At 60.5% G+C, this 20,607-nt stretch carries 19 protein-coding genes; 13 read left to right on the forward strand and 6 right to left on the reverse strand.

Features of this window, described 5'->3' with window-relative positions:
• The first annotated feature begins 6 nt into the window (after positions 1 to 6).
• From flgG to AC6GQJ_RS10890, 4 genes are read left to right on the forward strand one after another with little or no spacing between them, the layout of a single operon-like run.
• A complete protein-coding gene (gene flgG / locus AC6GQJ_RS10875; RefSeq protein WP_500768082.1) occupies positions 7 to 792 on the forward strand; it encodes a flagellar basal-body rod protein FlgG in 786 nt (261 codons plus the stop codon).
• Entirely contained in the window at positions 789 to 1,205 is a 417-nt protein-coding gene (gene flgA, locus AC6GQJ_RS10880) for a flagellar basal body P-ring formation chaperone FlgA (protein WP_500768084.1), read from the forward strand. Before flgG ends, flgA begins: the two co-directional genes overlap by 4 nt.
• Before the next feature lie 44 nt (positions 1,206 to 1,249).
• Complete coding sequence (gene flgH, locus AC6GQJ_RS10885) at positions 1,250 to 1,954, forward strand: flagellar basal body L-ring protein FlgH (protein WP_500773897.1); 705 nt, start codon at positions 1,250 to 1,252, stop codon at positions 1,952 to 1,954.
• Positions 1,955 to 1,966: 12 nt separating this feature from the next.
• Entirely contained in the window at positions 1,967 to 2,446 is a 480-nt protein-coding gene (locus AC6GQJ_RS10890; protein WP_500768086.1) for a flagellar basal body-associated protein FliL, read from the forward strand.
• A 48-nt stretch (positions 2,447 to 2,494) separates the two neighbouring features.
• On the opposite strand, the gene purU is transcribed toward AC6GQJ_RS10890, so the two are convergent.
• The 4 genes from purU to AC6GQJ_RS10910 all read right to left on the reverse strand — a co-directional run bounded on the left by purU (position 2,495) and on the right by AC6GQJ_RS10910 (position 6,584).
• A complete protein-coding gene (purU, locus tag AC6GQJ_RS10895) occupies positions 2,495 to 3,379 on the reverse strand; it encodes a formyltetrahydrofolate deformylase (RefSeq protein ID WP_500768088.1) in 885 nt (294 codons plus the stop codon).
• Positions 3,380 to 3,432: 53 nt separating this feature from the next.
• A complete protein-coding gene (iolG, locus tag AC6GQJ_RS10900) occupies positions 3,433 to 4,428 on the reverse strand; it encodes an inositol 2-dehydrogenase (protein ID WP_500768090.1) in 996 nt (331 codons plus the stop codon).
• Positions 4,429 to 4,744: 316 nt separating this feature from the next.
• Positions 4,745 to 6,133 (reverse strand): adenosylhomocysteinase, encoded by a 1,389-nt coding sequence (ahcY, locus tag AC6GQJ_RS10905; RefSeq protein WP_500768092.1) that lies wholly within the window; start codon positions 6,131 to 6,133, stop codon positions 4,745 to 4,747.
• Positions 6,134 to 6,293: 160 nt separating this feature from the next.
• Positions 6,294 to 6,584 carry an S-adenosyl-L-homocysteine hydrolase gene (locus AC6GQJ_RS10910; RefSeq protein ID WP_500768094.1) on the reverse strand — a complete coding sequence of 97 codons (291 nt, stop codon included), beginning with the start codon at positions 6,582 to 6,584 and terminating at the stop codon, positions 6,294 to 6,296.
• Between the two features lie 67 nt (positions 6,585 to 6,651).
• Between AC6GQJ_RS10910 and AC6GQJ_RS10915 the strand changes: the two genes are divergently transcribed.
• Complete coding sequence (locus tag AC6GQJ_RS10915) at positions 6,652 to 7,248, forward strand: HD domain-containing protein (protein ID WP_500768096.1); 597 nt, start codon at positions 6,652 to 6,654, stop codon at positions 7,246 to 7,248.
• Entirely contained in the window at positions 7,245 to 7,730 is a 486-nt protein-coding gene (locus tag AC6GQJ_RS10920) for a GNAT family N-acetyltransferase (protein WP_500768098.1), read from the forward strand. Before AC6GQJ_RS10915 ends, AC6GQJ_RS10920 begins: the two co-directional genes overlap by 4 nt.
• Before the next feature lie 71 nt (positions 7,731 to 7,801).
• Here the strand turns inward: AC6GQJ_RS10920 and AC6GQJ_RS10925 are convergent, their stop codons facing one another.
• Together AC6GQJ_RS10925 and AC6GQJ_RS10930 are read right to left on the reverse strand one after the other, a co-directional pair.
• Entirely contained in the window at positions 7,802 to 8,356 is a 555-nt protein-coding gene (locus AC6GQJ_RS10925; protein WP_500768100.1) for an ActR/PrrA/RegA family redox response regulator transcription factor, read from the reverse strand.
• 86 nt (positions 8,357 to 8,442) lie between these two features.
• Positions 8,443 to 9,060 carry an SCO family protein gene (locus tag AC6GQJ_RS10930; protein WP_500768102.1) on the reverse strand — a complete coding sequence of 206 codons (618 nt, stop codon included), beginning with the start codon at positions 9,058 to 9,060 and terminating at the stop codon, positions 8,443 to 8,445.
• A gap of 80 nt (positions 9,061 to 9,140) precedes the next feature.
• On the opposite strand from AC6GQJ_RS10930, the gene regB reads away from it, so the two are divergent.
• The 7 genes from regB to addA all read left to right on the forward strand — a co-directional run bounded on the left by regB (position 9,141) and on the right by addA (position 20,601).
• Positions 9,141 to 10,517, forward strand: coding sequence for a sensor histidine kinase RegB (gene regB, locus AC6GQJ_RS10935; protein ID WP_500768104.1), 1,377 nt, complete (start codon positions 9,141 to 9,143; stop codon positions 10,515 to 10,517).
• 79 nt (positions 10,518 to 10,596) lie between these two features.
• On the forward strand, positions 10,597 to 12,117 hold the full coding sequence (locus AC6GQJ_RS10940) for a PAS-domain containing protein (RefSeq protein WP_500768106.1): 1,521 nt from the start codon (positions 10,597 to 10,599) through the stop codon (positions 12,115 to 12,117).
• Between the two features lie 78 nt (positions 12,118 to 12,195).
• Complete coding sequence (gene tsaE / locus AC6GQJ_RS10945; RefSeq protein WP_500768108.1) at positions 12,196 to 12,669, forward strand: tRNA (adenosine(37)-N6)-threonylcarbamoyltransferase complex ATPase subunit type 1 TsaE; 474 nt, start codon at positions 12,196 to 12,198, stop codon at positions 12,667 to 12,669.
• Positions 12,662 to 13,684 (forward strand): aminoglycoside phosphotransferase family protein, encoded by a 1,023-nt coding sequence (locus AC6GQJ_RS10950; RefSeq protein WP_500768110.1) that lies wholly within the window; start codon positions 12,662 to 12,664, stop codon positions 13,682 to 13,684. Before tsaE ends, AC6GQJ_RS10950 begins: the two co-directional genes overlap by 8 nt.
• Positions 13,660 to 14,352 (forward strand): nucleotidyltransferase family protein, encoded by a 693-nt coding sequence (locus tag AC6GQJ_RS10955; RefSeq protein ID WP_500768112.1) that lies wholly within the window; start codon positions 13,660 to 13,662, stop codon positions 14,350 to 14,352. Before AC6GQJ_RS10950 ends, AC6GQJ_RS10955 begins: the two co-directional genes overlap by 25 nt.
• Positions 14,345 to 17,293: a double-strand break repair protein AddB gene (gene addB, locus AC6GQJ_RS10960; RefSeq protein WP_500768114.1), complete on the forward strand. Its 2,949-nt coding sequence runs from the start codon at positions 14,345 to 14,347 to the stop codon at positions 17,291 to 17,293. Before AC6GQJ_RS10955 ends, addB begins: the two co-directional genes overlap by 8 nt.
• A complete protein-coding gene (gene addA / locus AC6GQJ_RS10965) occupies positions 17,290 to 20,601 on the forward strand; it encodes a double-strand break repair helicase AddA (protein WP_500768116.1) in 3,312 nt (1,103 codons plus the stop codon). The genes addB and addA overlap by 4 nt, the downstream gene beginning before the upstream one ends.
• Positions 20,602 to 20,607: the final 6 nt, after the last annotated feature.

Raw genomic sequence — 20,607 nt, forward strand, 5'->3', positions numbered from 1 at the left:
ACGTCGATGCGCGCCCTGAAAATCGCAGCCTCTGGGATGCTTGCACAACAGATGCGAGTCGAGACGATCTCGAACAACCTCGCGAACATGAGCACCACCGGATACAACGCACGGCGGGCCGAGTTTGCCGACCTGCACTATCAGCAAATGACCCGCCCCGGATCGATCAACGCCTCTGACGGCACAGTCGTGCCGACGGGTGTGCAACTGGGCCTTGGCGCGCGACCTGCGGCCGTGTCGGTCCAACTGTCCCAAGGGTCATTGGCCGCCACAGGGGGCGACCTTGATGTGGCCATCGACGGCAAGGGGTTCCTTGAGGTCACTCTGCCCTCCGGTGTCACGGCCTATACGCGCGATGGCGGGCTGAAACGTACGGGCGAGGGCTTGATCGTGACCTCCGACGGCTATCCCGTGGCCCCCGAAATTGTCATCCCTGCCGACGCACGCAGCATCTCGATCAATGGCGATGGCGAGGTTTACGCGTATTTCAACGATACCGCAGCCGGACAGTTGATCGGCCAGTTCAACCTGACGGGGTTCACGAACGCCAAGGGTCTTGAGGCACTGGGCAGCAATCTGTTCGCCGAAACCGAGGCCTCGGGCCCGCCGATCACCACCACGCCCGGCCTCGACGGTCTTGGCACCTTGCGGCAGGGCTACCTTGAGGACAGCTCGGTAGATGCGGTGCGAGAAATCACCGAACTGATCGCCGCGCAGCGTGGGTATGAGATGAACTCCAAGGTGATCTCCGCTGCCGACCAGATGATGGGGGCGATGACTCAGGTAAGATGATGAGAATTTTCCTAATCCTGATGCTGTTTGGCACCTCGGCCTATGCGGACATCGTCACGCCGACGCGGACATTGCGACCCGGTGCATTGATCGGACCGTCCGACCTTACGATCAAGGGCGGTTTGGCGCAGGGGGCATTCGACCGGATTTCGGATGTTGCGGGGCAAGAGGCGCGTGTCGCTCTATATGCCGGACGGCCCATTCCATTTGACGCCATTGGGCCCCCCGCGCTGATCAACCGGAACCAGATCGTGCCCCTGCGGTTCCAGACCGCCGGCATCGTCATCAGCACCGAAGGCCGTGCGCTGGAACGGGGCGGTGTGGGTGACAGGGTCAGGATCATGAACCTTAGCTCGCGCGCCACCCTTTTCGGATTTGTCCAATCCGACGGCTCAATCAAGGTGACAGAATGAACAACACAGCAATCCCATCAGCGCCGCGTATCGTCTTCGCCGTGATGTGTCTGATCGGCGCGACGGCCTGCGGGCGCGGGGATCACCTTGGCAAGGCGCCGTCTTTCTCGAACCCGATGACGACGCAGGAACATTCCGCGATGATCACCGCAGCCTTGCCAACGATAATCGAAGAACCGTCTGCGCTGGACCGCGCATCGCTGTGGAGCCGTCAGCGCGGATCGCTTCTGGGCGACCGGCGTGCAGTGCAGCGCGGCGACATCATGACCGTTGTGATCGAGATTGATGAGGGTGCGGAGATTTCGAACGAAACGGATCGGTCCCGCAATGGATCGGAATCCATGGGTATTCCCCAGTTCGGCGGGTTGCCGCAGCGGCTGGATGAAAAGCTGCCCGACGGTGCGTCGAGTTCGGAGCTTATCTCGATCAACTCGTCCAGCAGTTCGAGCGGAGACGGTTCGGTCAAGCGAAACGAAAAACTGACCCTGCGCGTAGCGGCGACGGTGGTCGATGTGCTGCCCAACGGGGTTCTGTCCATCGCCGGATCGCAGGAGTTGCGGGTGAATTTCGAACTTAGGGAGCTGCTGGTCACCGGCTATGTCCGCCCCGAGGACATCTCGCGCCAGAACGAGATTACATATGACAAGATCGCGTCCGCGCGGGTTTCATATGGCGGTCGCGGCCAGATCACGGACGTGCAGCAACCGCGCATCGGCCAACAAGTGCTTGATGTTGTTCTACCGTTTTAGGAGTGCCGTAAGGTGAAAAAACTGCTTCCTCTGGTGCTGTTATTGATTGGTCTGGGTGCGGGCGTTGGCGCGGGCATTTTCCTGCGCCCCGAACCTGAACCCGAAGAAATCGCTGCTGAACAGGCAGAGGAAGTCGCCCTTGAACTGGTCGACGAAACGCCGGATTTGACCCGCGAATACGTTAAGATGAGCAACCAGTTCGTCATTCCCATCGTGAACGGATCATCCGTCGCCGCCTTGGCCGTTTTGTCCCTTAGCTTGGAGGTGCCTGCGGGGCAGAAAGACGCGGTCTATGCGCAAGAGCCGAAGCTGCGGGATTCCTTTCTGCGCGTGCTGTTCGACCACGCCAATATCGGCGGATTCAACGGCGCATTCACCGAGTCAAATAACCTTGCTGTGCTGCGCGCTGCACTTCGGGAAACGGCGCAAAAGCATATGGGCGATCAGATACTGGATGTGCTGATCATCGAGATTGCGCGTCAGGACTATTAGGCGGAACGTTTAGAGTTTATCTGCCCCGCCGTCGTTTACCCAAGTCGCTTAGCCCATACGCTCGGACGCGTAGGAACCTGGCGAGGGCGGGAAAACCACTGTCTTGTTACCGTTAATAAAAACGCGCCCATTTGCGTGGGCATGGATAGCGCGGGCGAACACTTGCGCCTCCACATCGCGGCCCAGCGACACATAATCCTCGGGCGATTGGGCGTGGGTAACGCGCACAATGTCCTGTTCGATGATCGGACCTTCGTCCAGATCGGCGGTCACATAATGCGAGGTCGCCCCGATCAGCTTCACGCCCCGTTCAAACGCCTGCTTGTAGGGGTTTGCCCCCTTGAATGACGGCAGGAACGAGTGGTGGATGTTGATGATGCGGCCCGACATCTTTTCGCACATAGCGTCCGACAGGATCTGCATATAGCGCGCCAACACGATCAGTTCCGCGCCGGTTTCCTCGACCACGGCCATGATCTGCGCCTCGGCATCTGGCTTGTTCTCTTTGGTGACCTTGATGCAATGGAACGGGATGTCGTTGTTCACCACAACCTTCTGGTAATCCATGTGGTTCGAGATGACGCCGACAATCTCGACCGGCAACGCGCCGATGCGGGCACGGTACAACAGATCGTTCAGGCAGTGGCCAAAGCGCGAGACCATAACCACCACTTTGCGCTTGCGGGCCTCGTCAAAGAACTCTGCGTCCATGCCGAACTGGTCCGCGACCGCCTCGAAGCTTTCCGAAAGCGCCTCAAGGGTTTTGCCCTGCTCGGAGCGGAAGCTGATCCGCATGAAGAAGTTACCGGTTTCCCCATCATCGAACTGCGCGGAATCGGTAATATTGCAGCCTTGTTCCGCCAGAAAGGCAGAGATTGCGGCGACGATGCCGCGGCAGCTGTTGCACTGAACACGAAGGGCGAAGTTGGTCATAGGTCGGTCTACTTTCACGAAGGTGTGCCAAGGCGTTGCGGCACAGATATGGGTCAGATGGCGTCGAGTTTCACCGGTGCGCCCGTTTTGAAGGACTGCGTTGCGGCTTCGGCCATAGCAAGCGCGGCAACCCCGTCTTCGAGGGTGACGGGCATCGGTGTGCCATTGGTGACGGCATCCACAAACGCAGCCCATTCGGCGGTGTAGGCGGGCATGTAGCGTTCGAGGAAGAAATAGGTCGGCTTGGCCCCCGTTACGCCATCGACGGTGGATTTCACCACAGTGTTTTCCAGCATGTTCTGCGCCTGCAACAACCCGTCAGAGCCGAGAACCTCGAGCCGCTGATCATAGCCATAGACTGCACGGCGCGAGTTCTTGATCACGGCCAAACGACCGTCCGCATAGGTCAGAGTGACAACGGCCGTATCCACGTCACCGGCTTCGCCGATTTCGGGGTTCACGATCGACGATGCCGAGGCGGACACCGAAACAGGGGCGGCACCCATGATGAAATTCGCCATATCGAAGTCGTGGATCATCATATCGCGGAACAGACCGCCCGATACCTTGATGTAGCTTACGGGCGGCGGCGCGGGATCGAAGGATGTCAACGACAGCAGTTCCGCCTTGCCGATCTCGCCCGCGTCGAGGGCAGATTTCAATGCGCCAAAGCTGGGATCGAAACGGCGGTTGAACCCGATCATCACCGGTTTGCCGTTCTTCGCGGCGACTTTCAGGCAGGCGCGCGCGCGCTCAAGGCTCAGGTCCACCGGCTTTTCACACAAAACCGCCTTGCCCGCTGCGGTCGCTGCCTCGATCAGGTCGGAATGCGTGTCCGTGGGGGAGGCGATCAGAACCGCGTCGATGTTTGCGTCGGCAATAATCTCGTCCGTGCTGCGCGCTTCTGCCCCGTATTGGGCGGCAAGGTTCTGCGCCGCTTCGGGCAGGAAATCGGAAACCGCCACCAGCGTGCTGGCGGGGTGGGCGGTGATCGCCTTTGCGTGCACGCCACCGATACGGCCCGCGCCAAGAAGTCCAACTTTGAGCATGATAGAACTGCCTTCGTTCCAAGGCACCATTCGGGCCTTTAATTTCATCGTTACTGGTTCCGTCTCATCCGCATTTCGCTGTGCACCGTCAAGCGAATGGACACCCCGCAAATGCTTCGCTGCGCGAACATGCGGGCATAATCCGCTTTTTGCGGCGCTGATCGGAAACTTGGCAGTATTTTTCGCCACACACGGCCCCAATAGCGGCATGTCTTGCAGTCTGACCGTCGCAGACATGGAAAAACAAAAAAGGCCCCGCGATTTTCCTCGCGAGGCCTCAATCAATCATGCAACCGGGGCAACGCGCCGGTGGTGATCAATACCGGTAGTGTTCCGGTTTGAACGGACCTTCGGGCTTCACACCGATATAAGCCGCTTGTTCGCTGTTCAGCTCGGTCAGTTTTACGCCGATCCGGTCGAGGTGCAGACGCGCAACTTTTTCATCCAGATGCTTGGGCAGGATATAGACCTCGTTCTTGTACTGGTCTGTGTTCTGCCACAGTTCGATTTGCGCCAGCACTTGGTTGGTAAAGCTGGCGGACATCACGAACGACGGGTGGCCCGTAGCGTTGCCAAGGTTCAGCAGACGACCTTCGGACAGCAGGATCAAACGATTGCCATTCGGCATCTCGATCATGTCGACCTGTTCCTTAATGTTGGTCCATTTGTGGTTCTTCAGCGCGGCAACCTGAATTTCGTTGTCGAAGTGGCCGATATTGCCGACGATCGCCATGTCCTTCATCTCGCGCATATGCTCGATCCGGATGACGTCTTTGTTGCCTGTGGTCGTGATGAAGATGTCGGCGCTGTCCAGCACGTCTTCGATCAGGACAACTTCGAACCCGTCCATCGCAGCCTGAAGGGCGCAGATCGGATCGACTTCGGTCACTTTCACACGGGCACCGGCGCCACGCAGAGACGCGGCAGAGCCTTTGCCCACATCGCCATAGCCCAGAACAACAGCGACCTTGCCCGCCATCATTGTGTCTGTGGCGCGGCGGATCCCGTCCACCAGCGATTCCTTGCAGCCGTATTTGTTGTCGAATTTCGACTTGGTGACGGAATCGTTCACGTTGATTGCAGGGAACGGCAGTTGACCTTCGCGCACCAGTTCATACAGGCGGTGTACTCCTGTTGTGGTTTCCTCGGACACGCCCTTGATCTGATCGCGCACTTTGGTGAACCAGCCGGGGCTTTGTTCCATCCGCTTGAGGATCTGCGCCTTGATCGCGACCTCTTCTTCGGACTGTGGCACGGGGATAATATCCTCGCCCGCTTCGGCACGCGCGCCCAGCAGGACATACAGGGTCGCATCGCCACCATCGTCCAAAATCATGTTCGGGCCATCGGCAAACTGGAACGATTTGTCCAGATAATCCCAATGCTCTTCAAGGCTTTGACCCTTGATCGCGAACACAGGCGTGCCACCTTGGGCAATCGCTGCCGCCGCGTGGTCCTGCGTCGAGAAGATGTTGCACGATGCCCAGCGCACGTCGGCGCCAAGTTCGACCAGCGTTTCGATCAGAACCGCCGTCTGGATCGTCATGTGCAGCGACCCAACAATCCGCGCGCCCTTCAGCGGCTTGCTTTCGCCATACTCGGCGCGGCATGCCATCAGTCCGGGCATTTCAGTTTCTGCGATATCCAACTCTTTACGGCCGAATTCAGCCAGTGCGATGTCTTTTACGATGTAATCGTGTGCCATGAGTCCAGCCTTCGATTGAGAAAAAATTCCCGCAGCGCATATCAGTCGCACCAACGCGAAACAATGGACGTCTATGTAAAACAAAAGCCGACCTTGGGAAGGCCGGCTGTTTGTTTGTGGTAAAGCTACGCTTGAGGGATGCGCAGACGAATGGCGGGGATCACTCGGACAGTTGCGACAACAGCATCTCGTTGCGCTGTGGCATCCAGTTCTCGCCCTGCGCCATCACACAGGCGTTTCCGTCCACCAAGTATTTCACCAAGGTCCACGTCCCTGTCTGCTTGGATGCCCAGATACGGGCGGATTCTTCCTGATCGGTTTCCACTGGCGTTTCACCGTACCAGTCAACCAAACCGGCCTCCATCTCGGTCACGGGCATACACACATCCGCAGCAGCAGCGGCAAGCGGGGTCATGATCGACATCATAGCGGCGTAGAAAACGGGTTTCATAAAGATCTCCTTCGTGGAAAAAACACGACAAGGCACAAAAGGTTCCACACAGATCAGGAGAAGCCGCATGGCCAAACAACCACGGGCATGGCAACGCATGCTGTCGGGCCGTCGGCTTGACCTTCTTGATCCCACGCCGATGGATGTGGAGATTGAGGACATCGCGCACGGCCTCGCCTTTGTGGCGCGCTGGAACGGGCAGACCTTGGGCGACTACGCATATTCAGTGGCCGAACATTCGCTGCTAGTGGAAACCCTGTTCGGGCGGATCGCCCCCAAAGCGCCACCAAAATGGCGGCTGGCCGCCCTGCTCCACGACGCACCGGAATACGTGATCGGCGATATGATCTCTCCGGTAAAAGCCGCAGTTGGTCCCGGATATGGCGCACTGGACGAAAGGCTCGAGGCCGCAATTCACATCCGGTTCGGCCTGCCCGCCAAAGTGCCCGCCTCGGTAAAGAAACAGATCAAGAAGGCCGACAAGATCAGCGCATGGATGGAGGCAACCCAAATCGCCGGCTTTACCCGCGAAGAGGCGACAAAATTCTTCGGTGAACCGCCCGCCGACATGATTGGCGACCTCACTATCGTTCTGCGCCCGCCGCTCGACACACGCCGCGACTTCACCGCACGCCACGCCTCTTTGCTGGCAGAATGCACATGATGATTGTACGCCCTGCCATCGCCCTCGATGCGCCTTCCATGGCCCGCTTGTTGAACGAGATCATTTCTCAGGGTGGCACCACCGCGCTCACCACCCCCGTCACGGGCAAGGATATCGCGGACCGGATGGCCGCCAATGACGGACGCGCCGCATGGCATGTCGCGTTGAACGAGGCGGAAACCGTCATGGGTTTTCAATGGATCGACGCCGCCGACTACCTCCCCCCGGAAGCTGCCGAAATCGCAACCTTCGTGCGGATCGGGCAAACGGGTCTGGGGATCGGCTCCAAACTGTTCGACGCCACCCGAACCGCCGCAAAAGCACTCGGTTACACGTGGATCAACGCCAATATCCGCGCCGATAACGAAGGCGGGCTGATCTACTACCAATCACGCGGGTTTCAGGATTACGGGCGGATCGACAACTACGAAATGGCAAACGGCCAAAAGGTCGACAAGATCCTCAAACGCTACGACCTCTAACGCCGCGTCCCTCTTCTCTGTTCTGAAAAAATCCTCGGGGGTTCGGGGGTGGAAAACCCCCGTCCGCCCTCTCAGCGCGGGGAACGTTTGGCCAGAATGCGCTGCAATGTCCGCCTGTGCATGTTCAGCCGACGCGCCGTTTCCGACACATTGCGATCACACAGCTCGTATACCCGCTGGATATGCTCCCAACGCACACGGTCCGCGCTCATCGGGTTTTCCGGCGGCGGTGGCAGGTCGTCGCCCGTGGCTAGCAGCGCGTTAGTGATGTCGTTGGCATCGGCGGGTTTGGACAGGTAATCGGTCGCACCGATCTTCACCGCCGCCACGGCAGTCGCGATTGCCCCGTATCCGGTCAGCACGACAACCCGCGCATCGGGGCGCTTTTCGCGCAGCACTTCGACCACGTCCAAACCGTTGCCGTCCTCAAGCCGCAGGTCGATCACGGCATAGGCAGGGGGGCGGGCCGTTGCGATGGCCTTGCCACCGGCGACGCTGTCGGCAGTCTCGATCTCGAAACCGCGCTTTTCCATCGCCTTGCCCAACCGGCGCAGAAACGGTTCATCATCATCAACCAGAAGTAACGTCTTGTCTTCGCCCATGGCAGGCAGCGCGGCGTCAACCATCAGGTGCTCCAGTTCGCTTTGCAGTCAAAAACGGCTGGGATTGAATATGGGGCGCACCATGGGTGCGGTCAAATCATTCCGGCTGTTCAGGTGTTCTCGATAAAGCACGCGACACGGTCGGCCATCTGTTCGGCCGATGTGTCGCGCCGGAAAAATTCGACAAATCCGGTCTCGGGCATGACGAGGTAGGTAAAGGTGGAATGGTCCACCAGATAGAACTCGTCCGATTTGTCCTGCGCTTTGTAATAGGTGCGATAGGCCTTGGATGCGGCATCGACCTGCGCGGGCGAACCGGTCAATCCGATCATCTTTTCATGGAGGTTATAGGCAAAATCACCCACGACTTCCGGTGTGTCACGTTCGGGGTCGATGGTGATGAACACGGGCGTGACCGACATGCCGCGCTCGGCCAGAAGGTCCGTTGCCTCGGCGTTGCGCGCCGTGTCCAATGGGCAGACATCGGGGCAGAACGTATAGCCGAAATAGACAAGGCTCGGCTCGGTGATCACATCTTTGTCAGTGACGGTTTGCCCTTCGGCATTCACTAGTTCGAACGGGCCACCAATGCCGTTGTCGTCCCCCGCGATCTTCGTGGCCGAACATTGCTGCGGCCCCGACGCACTTCCGTATTGGGTGATGTACCACAAGCCACCCATGAAAAGGGCGGCGACAAGGGCGGCAACGGGTGCGATGATGCGGGTCATGTTGTTCCTCGGGGCTTTGACTTCCGGCCCTTTGCTATCAACATCATGGTGCAGTGCAACCAACGAAATGGTGACAGAACATGGCGCAACCCGACTTCGGTCTGCTGGCAGGGCAGAAACGGTCCAACTGGATACGGCTGCGCACGATGATCCTGCTGCGATGGGTGGCCATCATGGGTCAGTTGGTCGCACTGACCGTGGCGCAGCGCCTGTTCGGCCTGCAACTGGAATTGGGGCTTTGCTATCTGGTGGTGGGCGTGTCCGTCATCGGCAACCTGGTCTCCATCTTTGTCTTTCCCGAAAACAAACGGCTGGCGGAATCCGAGAACCTGCTGATGGTGCTGTTTGACCTGCTGCAACTCGGCTTTCTGCTGGCGTTGACGGGCGGGCTGAACAACCCGTTTGCGCTGCTGATGTTGGGGCCGGTGACGATTTCGGCGGCGGTGCTGACGACGCGGTCCACGGTACTGGTCGGGGCCACGGCCATCGTGATCGTCACGCTGTTATCCGAATTCTACATTCCCTTGCGCACCGGATCGGGCGCGGTTCTTGAGGTGCCGGCCCTGTTCATTTTTGGCAACTGGATCGGGCTGGTGATCGCCATTTGCTTTATCGGGCTCTATTCCCACCGCGTCACGTCCGAGATCAGTTCAATGTCCGACGCCCTCGCCGCGACGCAACTGGCCCTGTCCCGCGAACAAAAACTGACCGATCTGGGCGGCGTGGTCGCCGCCGCCGCGCACGAGCTTGGCACGCCCCTAGCGACGATCAAACTGGCCAGTGCAGAGTTGATGGACGAACTTTCGGACACGCCGCATTTGCAAGAGGACGCCGCCCTGATCCGCGAACAGGCAGACCGCTGCCGAGATATCCTGCGGGACATGGGCCGCGCGGGAAAGGACGACCTGCATCTGCGTCAGGCGCCCCTTATGTCCGTTGTGCAAGAGGCCGCAGAACCCCACGCCAACCGTGGCAAAGACGTGCAATACACTCACGATCCCGACGCGGGCGACGAGATCAACCAGCCCTCGATCCTGCGCAAGCCCGAGATCATTCACGGCCTCAGAAACCTGATCCAGAATGCTGTCGATTTCGCGCATTCCACCGTCTGGGTCGAGGCGCATTGGTCCGAAGACCAGATCACCCTGCGCATCATGGATGACGGGCAGGGTTTTCCGCCGCAGGTGCTTGGCCGCATTGGCGATCCTTTTGTCCGACGCCGCAAGACGACCAGCACCCAGCGGCCAGAATACATGGGCATGGGTCTGGGCTTGTTCATCGCCAAAACTTTGCTGGAAAGGACGGGTGCGGAACTGACCTTTGCCAACGGGGCCGACCCGAACACCCACGCCCCCGGAGTCGAGTTGCACCGTGGCGCCATCGTCAAAGTGGTCTGGCCACGCGCAAAGATCGAAGCCCCCGAGATGCACGGCCACAACCGTCATATTCAGGTGTAATTCGCCAGCGGGCGCAGATTCTTAACCCTCTGTTAACCTTGGTATCGCAGGGTACCGGCGTTCAGGAAGGAAGAGTTTCGTGCCCATCATCGACATTTCCATCGTATTTCTATGTGCATCTGTCGCTGTCATCGCCGGACTGGTCTATCTTGGCTATTCCTCCGATCCGGCAAAGTCATCCGTCACGCAACAGGCGCAAGGATTGCACTTTCTGTTCTGCGATCTGGACCTCAACCATGCATCGGTACAGGCGCGCACCCTTCTGATCCGCGAACAGGGCGAAACCGACTGGCAATCGCTTTGCGCCGCGCTTTCCGCCCGCTTTCCCGGCTTGCCCGATGGCGATGGCCTGCGGGGCATCACGACGCTGACCTTGCGCGCTGTGGCCAAGGACGATCCCGCCGTGCTGCGCATCGAACGGGAAGAAGAGATGACGCGCGTTGTCATTCAGGATGACGGCCAGACAAACGCCAGTGCCGTGCATGAGATCAGATCGCTTGAGGCCGAAGTGGATACATTGCGGCTGGCCGCGACCGACGCGCCCTACCCCATCTGGCTGGCCAATCCGGATGGCACCGTGCGCTGGCACAACACAGCCTATGCCGCCCTTGCCGCGATTTCCCTGCCCGATGAGGATACAAAAACACAGCCCCTGTTCGAACTGGACGCGGACGACCTGCGCGACAAACGCACCGCACGCGTCCCGATCAAAACAAACGACAGCGTCACCACCGAATGGTACAGCGTGACGGCGACCCGTGCGGGTGACAACACGATCTATCACGCCGTCGATATAAACGCGGTCATTCAGGCCGAGGTCGCCCAGCGCAATTTCGTCCAGACCCTCGCCAAAACCTTTGCCCACCTGTCCATCGGCCTCGCGATCTTTGACCGCAACGGGCAATTGGCCCTGTTCAACCCCGCGATGGTCGATCTGACCTCGCTACCGGTCGAATTTCTAAGCGGGCGGCCCAGCCTTTTGTCCTTCTTTGATCGACTGCGCGACAATCGCGTCATGCCAGAGCCGAAAAATTACAGCACATGGCGTCAGGAGATCACTGATATGATCGCCGCCGCAAGCCATGCCAGCTATCAAGAGACGTGGACGCTGGACACCGGACACACATTCCGCATCAACGGTCGCCCCCATCCTGACGGCGCAGTCGCCTTTCTGATCGAAGATATCACCGCCGAAATCTCGCTAACCCGCAATTTCCGCGCCGAACTAGAACTGGGCCAGTCGCTGATGGACACGTTCGAGGACGCGCTTGCCGTGTTCTCTTCGGCGGGGGTACTGACCTTTTGCAACGCGGCCTACCGCAAGATGTGGAAGATGGATCCTGACAGCACCTTTGCCGACATCACCATCACCGATGCCGTGAAATCATGGCGCAACCAGACGGCCCACAATGCAGCGTGGTGCAGGATGCGCAACTTCGTGATGAAGATCGGGGACCGCACCCCGTGGAACGCCGATGTGGTCCACCGAGAGGACGGCGTGTGCAACGTGCGCCTGTCACCCATCGCGTCCGGCTCCACCCTTGTGCGCTTTGCTTTGGTGCGTCGGCCCGCGCGTAAACCACTGCTTCTGAAAACCTGACCGCCGCGCCACTTTGCCAACTGCGTTGCGGCATCTCATTGTGCTTGCAGCGCCCAGCGGGGCAGATAGTTTGGGCGCATGACCCAAAGCGCGCTTACCCTTGAATGGCCGGATGCGGACACCACTGCCAAAGACGCGGTGGCGTTGGGCAGTGCGTTGCAAACGGGCGATGTTATCCTGCTGAGCGGATCGGTCGGCGCGGGCAAGACCCATTTCGCACGCGCACTGATCCAGTCGCTGCTGATCACGCCCGAAGATGTGCCGTCCCCCACGTTCACGCTGGTGCAAACCTATGACACGCAGGCCGGTGCGATCTGGCACGCGGACCTTTATCGCATCACATCGGATACCGAGATTGACGAACTCGGACTTGTGGAGGCTTTCGAAGACAGCATTTGCCTGATCGAATGGCCCGACCGTCTGGGCCCGTTACGGCCTGCTGATGCGCTTTCTATCGATATATCCCCGCACGGTGACGGTCGCATCGCGGCACTTAGCTGGTCGGATGACAAATGGGACACGCGTCTGAAAAAGGTGATGCAGCATGTCTGACAGATCGGCACAGATCGAAACATTCCTGACGCAGGCCGGATGGGGCGGCATACCGCGCACCCTCGTGGCCGGTGACGCGTCAAACCGCAAATACGAACGGCTGACACGCGGCGCACAAGACACCGCCATTCTGATGGACGCCCCACCGGAGAAAGGCGAAGACGTGCGTCCGTTCATCGCCATCACCGACTATCTGGTGAATATCGGCCTTTCCGCGCCCCGCATCTTTGCCCGCGACGTCGAACACGGCTTTCTGCTGATCGAGGATCTGGGCGATGCGCTTTTTGCGCGGGTCATGGCAAAGACGCCCGCGCTCGAGCAACCTCTTTATGAGGCGTCGGTTGACGTGTTGGTCCACTTGCACCGCGCGATGCCGCCGATCCTGCCCGCCTATGACGCCGACACAATGACGCCACTCGCCGCGCTGGCCTTCGACTGGTATCAACGCGGCGCAACCGGTGGCGTGGACGAAGAAGCAAAAGCGGCGTTTTCAGCGGCCTTTTACGACGCACTCGCACCATTGGACGCGGCCCCAATGGTCCTTATCCAACGCGACTATCACGCCGAAAACCTGATCTGGCTGCCGGATCGCAATGGCGCGAAAAAGGTCGGGCTGCTGGATTATCAGGACGCGATGTTGGGCCATCCCGCCTATGATCTTGTGTCGATCGCCCAAGATGCGCGCCGTGACGTACCAAGCGACGTGGCCCACATGATGACTGACCGCTATCTCAAGGCCACGCGGCTGGATGAAGAGGCGTTTACCACCGCCTATGCCCTGCTGGGCGTGCAGCGCAATATGCGCATTCTGGGGGTGTTTGCGCGGCTTTCCATGGCCTATGGCAAGCCGCATTACGTCGATCTGATCCCACGCGTCTGGAATCATATCCAGACCAACCTGAACCACCCCGCGCTGTCCGACATCAAACCCCTGATCAACGGTACTCTGCCCGCGCCGACCCCTGAAATATTGCAAAGCCTCAAAGACCAATGCGCCACAGTCCCCCTGCCCTGATGTTGTTCGCCGCCGGCTTTGGCACGCGGATGAAACACCTGACCGCGCATCAGCCTAAACCGCTGGTGCGTGTGGCGGGGAAGGCGTTGATCGACCACGCCATCGACTTGGGGCGTGATGCACGCACCATGCCCATTGTGGCGAACCTGCACTACCATCCGCACATGTTGGAGACGCATTTGGAAGGCACCGGCGTCAAAACGATCCGCGAGGAGCCCGAAATTCTTGAGACCGGCGGCGGCTTGCGTCATGCACTGCCGATGCTTGGCCCCGACCCTGTTGCGACGCTGAACACCGATGCGATCTGGGCTGGGGAGAACCCGCTGCGTCTGCTGATCGACGCGTGGGATCCTGACCGCATGGACGCGCTGTTGATCTGCATCCCGACCGCGCAGGCGCATGGGCGCTCCGGCGCGGGGGACTTTGGCATGGACAGCGCGGGGCGATTATCGCGGGGCGGCGATCTGGTCTATGGCGGGGCGCAAATCATCAAGACCGAGCGGCTGCACGACGTAGCCGAGCGCGCCTTTTCTCTGAACCTTGTCTGGAACGAAATGGCCAAAGACGACCGCCTGTTCGGCCTGCCTTATGACGGGCATTGGTGCGATGTGGGCCATCCGGATGGCATCGCCGAGGCCGAAGATATGCTGGTCAAACACCGTGTTTGAACCGTCCGACACCCCCCGCGTCTTTGGCTGTTCGGTCGGCGTCGACTTCCCCGAGGCAGTGCTGCGCGGCCTTGAGCAACGCATGCAGAACGCCGCCCCCGAGGACTGGGCGCGCATCACGTTGATGGTGAACACCAAACGGATGGCCCGCCGGTTGCGCGATATGTTCGACGCGGGCCCGCCCCGCCTGTTGCCGCGCATCCGCATGATCACCGACCTCGACGATCTGCTGGATGACGGTCCTTTGCCTGCCGCGATCTCGCCCCTGCGACGGCGGTTGGAACTGGTGCCGCTGACAAATAAGCTGATCGAACAGCAAAGGGGGTTTGCCCCCGACACAGCCGGCTTTGATATGGCCGACAGCCTCGCCACCCTGATGGACGAGATGCAGGGCGAAGGCGTCAGCGCCGACGACATCGCGCAACTGGACGTGTCGGACCAGTCGGGCCACTGGGCGCGCGCGCAGGAATTCATCGCCATCGCGCAGGCCTTTATCGACATGTCGAGCAGTGCACCCGACGGCGAAGGACGGCGGCGCGAAACCGTACTGCGACTGGCGGCACAATGGGCAGAAAAACCGCTGGAACATCCGGTGATCGTGGTCGGCTCCACCGGATCACGCGGCACCACGCAACTGCTGATGAAGGCCGTCGCCGCCTTGCCGCAAGGCTGTGTCATCCTGCCAGGTTTCGACTTTGAAATGCCCGATGTCTGGGGTCAGATGGCGCTGCACAAAACGGCAGAGGATCATCCCCAGTTCCGCTTTCTGAAACTGGCCGAACAGTTAGGTATTGATCCCACGACCATCCCGTCGTGGTCTAATTCAATACCCGTATCGCAAGCCCGAAACAGGATCGTATCCCTTGCCCTGCGCCCTGCCCCTGTAACGGATGCATGGCGGCGCGAAGGCCCTGATTTGTCCGAGTTAGAGCCTGCTACTCAAGAAATAACATTGGTCGAGGCGGACACCCCCCGCGCCGAGGCGATTGCTATCGCCATGCGTCTGCGACAAGCGGCAGAAGATGGCCAGCGCGCCGCGCTGATCACACCTGACCGGATGTTGACCCGACAGGTAACCGCCGCGCTGGACCGCTGGAACATCCTGCCGGATGACAGTGCGGGCATGCCGCTGCACCTGTCCCCGCCCGGACGGTTCCTGCGCCATGTTGCGGGGCTTTTTGATCGGACGCTGGATGCCGAGGCGCTGCTGACGCTGCTGAAACATCCGCTGACCCATTCGGGCCACGACCGGAACACGCATATCCTCAAGACTCAAAAGCTGGAACTGCGGATGCGGCGGCAGGGACTACCCTATCCCGAGGTAGACAGCCTCGTGGATTGCGCGCGGCATGCCGACAAGAACGATGCGGACGGCATGCAAACGTGGGCCGAATGGCTGGGGAACCTGATTTGCGCCCAAACCGTTCCCGCGCAACTGCCGCTTGCGGACTGGGTTGCGCGCCATATCGACCTTGCCGAACGGATCTCGGGGGGGCCAAACGGTGCGGACAGCGGCTTGCTGTGGCAGCGAACCTCGGGTGAGGCCGCGCGCGCCGCGATGGATACGCTGATCGCTGAGGCTGAACATGGCGCGCCCATGACCGCCTCTGACTACGCGACGCTGGTCGGCAGCGTTTTGTCTCAGGGCGAGGTGCGCGATCGCGACGCGCCCTATGCGGGCATCATGATTTGGGGAACGCTGGAGGCGCGGGTTCAGGGTGCCGATCTGGTCATTCTGGCGGGGTTGAACGATGGCACATGGCCCGAAGCGCCCAAACCCGACCCGTGGCTGAACCGTAAGATGCGCGCCGATGCGGGATTGTTGCTTCCCGAACGGCGCATCGGCCTGTCGGCTCACGATTTCCAACAAGCCATCGCCGCGCCCAAGGTCTGGCTGACCCGCGCCATCCGCTCGGACGAGGCCGAAACCGTGCCGTCGCGCTGGATCAACCGTTTGCAAAACCTGCTGTCCGGCCTTGCCGCGCAGGGAAAGCCGGATGTCTGGTCCGACATGCGGGCGCGGGGCGATATCTGGCTGGCCCGCGCACGCCAACTCGATGCCGCGCCCGAGGTGGAAAAGGCACAGCGCCCGTCGCCCTGCCCGCCCGTTTCTGCCCGCCCGCGCCGGTTCACAGTGACAGAAATCCAGACCCTGATCCGAGACCCTTATGCGATTTATGCCAAACATTGCTTGCGTCTGCGCGCGCTGAAACCGCTGGTACAGACCCCCGATGCCTTGCTGCGCGGTATCCTGTCCCACGAGGTGATGGAGGATTTTGTAAAGGCGACGCTGGCCGACCCCAATGCGCTATGCGTCGAAGCGTTGATGGAGCACGCACATCAGGTTCTGGCACATAACGTGCCGTGGCCTGCCGCCCGGATGCTGTGGATTGCACGGTTTGAACGGGCGGCCGCGTGGATTGTCGAGACCGAGGAAATCCGCCAGTCGCTGGCCCAGCCGACCCTGTTCGAGAATGACGCCGTTGGTCGCCTTGTCCTGCCCGCCATCGGTACCACCCTTGAAGGGCGCGCCGACCGGATCGACGTGGACAGCGCGGGCGACGTGATCATCTATGACTACAAGACCGGCAAACCGCCTACCAAAGACAAGCAGAAGCATTTCGACAAACAGTTGCTGATCGAGGCCGCGATGTTGGAACAGGGGGCGTTCGAAAAGTTGGGGCCGCGCACCGTCAGAGCGGCTCAATTCATCGGGTTAGGGTCGAATCCCCAGACCGAGGATGCCCCGATTGACGATGAACCGGCAACGAAAATCCTGCCCGAACTGGTCAGCCTGCTGTCCGCCTATCTTGAGGGCGACAAGGGCTATACCTCGCGCCGCGCCATGGAAAAGGACGCAGACGAGCGTGACTATGACCAACTTGCCCGCCTTGGCGAATGGGATGTCACGGCAGAGCCCAATCCGGAGGTTTTGACATGACGGCGATGGACGAAGCCACCCGCCGTCAGCACAGCGCGGCCGAACCGATGGCCTCCACATGGTTGTCGGCCAATGCGGGGTCGGGCAAGACGCGGGTCCTAACCGACCGTGTGGCGCGCCTGCTGCTGGAAGAAGTCGAACCACAGCACATCCTGTGCCTGACCTACACCAAAGCCGCCGCATCCGAGATGCAGAACCGCTTGTTCAAACGTCTGGGCGCGTGGTCGATGCTGGACGATGCGGACCTGCGCAGCGCGCTGGCCGATCTGGGCCTTGACCGCACCCCCGATGCCGAGGATTTGCGCCGCGCCCGCACCCTGTTCGCCCGTGCAATCGAAACGCCGGGTGGCTTGAAAATCCAGACGATCCACTCGTTCTGTGCCTCGCTGCTGCGACGCTTCCCGCTTGAGGCAGGTGTCAGCCCCCAGTTTACCGAGATCGAGGACCGCGCCGCCGACCTGCTGCGCGCCGAGCTTGTGGACCAAATCGCGGACGGCCCTGACGGGCACATCCTTGCCGCCTTGGCCCGCCAGTATTCGGGCGAGGATTTTCTGAAACTGACCAAGGCCATCGTCGGCATGTCCGACGGGTTTGACGATGTAGACCTTGATCAGGTGCTGGAAGTGTTCGGCCAGCCCAAGGGCACCACGCGCGATACGGTGGCGGCCTCGGTTATGGACGCGGGCGATCTGGACCTGTTGCACGCGTTGATCCCGATCCTGCTGAAGCAGTCCAAGATGGACGCGGGTATCGGCGAGATCCTGAAAAACATTACCTCTGACGGGCCAGAGGCGATCCCCCATTTGATGGACGCGTTTCTGACGAAATCGGGGACGCGCAAAGCGCGGTTCCCGACCAAAGGCACCCAAAAGGACGCCGCGCATCTGCTGGACGATATCGAGGCGTTGATTGAACGCCTGTTGGAAGCACGCGAGGCGCTGCTGGCGATAGACGCCGCACAACGTACTGTCACCCTGCATCAATTCGCCCGCCGGTTTGCGCGAGCCTATACCGCCGCAAAACAGCGCCGCGGGTGGCTGGATTTCGACGACCTGATCCAGAAGGCACGTCAGTTGTTGACTGATGACCGCGTTGCCGCGTGGGTGCTTTACCGGCTCGACGGCGGCATCGACCACATTCTGGTGGACGAGGCGCAGGACACCAGCCCGACGCAATGGGACGTGATCCGCCGTTTGGCCGAAGAATTTTCCAGCGGCGAAGGTGCGCGGGCAGATGTAACGCGCACGATCTTCGTGGTGGGCGACAAGAAACAGTCGATCTATTCCTTCCAAGGGGCTGACCCGCGCGAGTTTGACCGGATGGAGGCTGAATTCGGCTCTAAACTGGCGGAATCGGGTCAGAATTTGCGCCCTCTAACGCTCGATTATTCGTTCCGGTCCTCGCCTGCGATCCTGCAACTTGTGGACCGCGTGTTCGAACACGAGGCCGATGCCGGTTTCGGTCAGGGCAAGCACATTGCCTTCAATTCCGACATGCCCGGGCGTGTGGATTTGTGGCCGCTTGTCCCCAAACCCGAGAAAGAGGCCGATCAGGACTGGTTTGATCCGCTGGATCGCCTGAACTCCGAACACCAATACCGCGTGCTGTCCCAAGCCATCGCGGGGCAGATCAAACAGATGATCGACAGCAAGGTCATGATCCCGGACAGCGACGGGCCCCGCGCTGTTCAGCCACGCGATTTTCTGATCCTTGTGCAGCGGCGCGGCGGTATTTTCCCCGACATCATCCGCGCCTGCAAAGAGGCCGAGCTGCCCATCGCCGGTGCCGACCGTCTGAAGGTCGGCGCGGAAACGGCGGTGCGCGATCTGGCGGCGTTGCTATCTTTCCTTGCGACACCGGATGACAGTCTGTCGCTCGCCACCGCGCTGCGTTCGCCCCTGTTCGACTGGTCCGAACAAGACCTGTTCACCCTCGCCCATCATCGCAGCACCGAGCACCTGTGGGCCACGCTGCGCGACAAGATGAAAGAATACCCCGACACGATCACGGTGCTGCGCGATCTGCGCGCACATATCGATTACCTTCGGCCCTATGACCTGATCGAGCGGATTTTGACCCGCCACGGGGGCCGCAAAAACCTGCTGGCGCGCTTGGGTGCCGAGGCCGAGGACGGGATCAACGCCTTGCTGGCGCAGGCGCTGGCTTACGAACGCGCCTCGGTCCCCAGCCTGACCGGTTTTCTGACATGGATGGAGACCGACGATCTGGAGGTAAAGCGCCAGATCGACAGTGCGTCAAACCAGATCAGGGTGATGACGGTACACGGCTCCAAAGGGTTGGAAGCGCCGATTGTTGTCCTGCCAGAATGCGGCAAACGCGACCTGCCAATCCGCGACGAAGTGATCGAGATGGACGGCTTGCCCGTGTGGAAGATGTCCGCCGCTGACCAGCCCGCCGCCATGGCGACCCGTCTGGAAGAGATGAAAGACGCCCAGAAACGCGAATCCCTAAGACTGCTTTATGTGGCTCTAACGCGGGCGGAAAAGTGGCTGATCGTCGGGGCCTCGGGCGAATTGCAAAAAGACGGTGACGACTGGCACCAGCGGGTTGAGGCAGCGATGACCAGTGGCGGCGCCACAAATCTGGACACGCCCGTTGGTCCGGGCCTGCGTCTGGAGCATGGGTCATGGACCTTTGAAAGCACGGACTCCCGTGCCGAAGATGAACCAACACCCGCCCCCCTGCCCGCACACTTCTTTGCCGACGCGCCGACACCTGTGGTGGCGGACAAAACCCTGTCGCCTTCCGACCTTGGCGGCAGCAAGGCGCTGCCGGGTGAAGGGCTGGATGAGGAAAAGGGAAAGGCATACGGCACCCTTGTGCACCATGTTCTGGAACATGGGACCGCACCCGCCAACCTGCCCGCGCAGCTATCGGCAGGCTTGTGTCAGGCGGCGATTGCAGAGGCCCAAGAGGTTCTGAACAACCCCGCGCTGGCCTTTATCTTTGCCCCCGCCGCACTGGCCGAGGTGCCCGTGACCGCGCAACTGGGTCTGCGACGCATGCATGGCACCATCGACCGGCTGATCGTCACGCCCGATCTGGTGCACATCATCGATTTCAAAAGTAACCGCACCGTGCCAACATCGCCGGAACAATGCCCTGACGGCGTGTTGCTGCAAATGGGCGCCTATGCCCACGCTATCGGACAAATCTATCCCCAGCGCGCGCAAAAGCTTAGCATCCTGTGGACGCGTACCGGAGAATTGATGGATCTGCCGCACGATGTCGTGACAGGCGCATTGGATGGCACGCCATATCTTGACGATGCAGAGGTGCGTACCTAGGTTGCG

Source organism: Tateyamaria sp. 7Alg 36 (genome assembly GCF_059882455.1).

Excerpts from the sequence above, each read along its gene's own strand:
- flgA (WP_500768084.1), top strand. The coding sequence starts at position 789 with ATGATGAGAATTTTCCTAATCCTGATGCTGTTTGGCACCTCGGCCTAT.
- addA (WP_500768116.1), top strand. The coding sequence starts at position 17,290 with ATGACGGCGATGGACGAAGCCACCCGCCGTCAGCACAGCGCGGCCGAA.
- AC6GQJ_RS10910 (WP_500768094.1), bottom strand. The coding sequence starts at position 6,584 with ATGAAACCCGTTTTCTACGCCGCTATGATGTCGATCATGACCCCGCTT.
- purU (WP_500768088.1), bottom strand. The coding sequence starts at position 3,379 with ATGACCAACTTCGCCCTTCGTGTTCAGTGCAACAGCTGCCGCGGCATC.
- flgG (WP_500768082.1), top strand. The coding sequence starts at position 7 with ATGCGCGCCCTGAAAATCGCAGCCTCTGGGATGCTTGCACAACAGATG.
- regB (WP_500768104.1), top strand. The coding sequence starts at position 9,141 with ATGGCGCAACCCGACTTCGGTCTGCTGGCAGGGCAGAAACGGTCCAAC.
- AC6GQJ_RS10930 (WP_500768102.1), bottom strand. The coding sequence starts at position 9,060 with ATGACCCGCATCATCGCACCCGTTGCCGCCCTTGTCGCCGCCCTTTTC.
- AC6GQJ_RS10925 (WP_500768100.1), bottom strand. The coding sequence starts at position 8,356 with ATGGTTGACGCCGCGCTGCCTGCCATGGGCGAAGACAAGACGTTACTT.
- iolG (WP_500768090.1), bottom strand. The coding sequence starts at position 4,428 with ATGCTCAAAGTTGGACTTCTTGGCGCGGGCCGTATCGGTGGCGTGCAC.
- ahcY (WP_500768092.1), bottom strand. The coding sequence starts at position 6,133 with ATGGCACACGATTACATCGTAAAAGACATCGCACTGGCTGAATTCGGC.
- AC6GQJ_RS10955 (WP_500768112.1), top strand. The coding sequence starts at position 13,660 with ATGCGCCACAGTCCCCCTGCCCTGATGTTGTTCGCCGCCGGCTTTGGC.
- AC6GQJ_RS10920 (WP_500768098.1), top strand. The coding sequence starts at position 7,245 with ATGATGATTGTACGCCCTGCCATCGCCCTCGATGCGCCTTCCATGGCC.
- AC6GQJ_RS10915 (WP_500768096.1), top strand. The coding sequence starts at position 6,652 with ATGGCCAAACAACCACGGGCATGGCAACGCATGCTGTCGGGCCGTCGG.
- tsaE (WP_500768108.1), top strand. The coding sequence starts at position 12,196 with ATGACCCAAAGCGCGCTTACCCTTGAATGGCCGGATGCGGACACCACT.
- AC6GQJ_RS10950 (WP_500768110.1), top strand. The coding sequence starts at position 12,662 with ATGTCTGACAGATCGGCACAGATCGAAACATTCCTGACGCAGGCCGGA.
- flgH (WP_500773897.1), top strand. The coding sequence starts at position 1,250 with ATGTGTCTGATCGGCGCGACGGCCTGCGGGCGCGGGGATCACCTTGGC.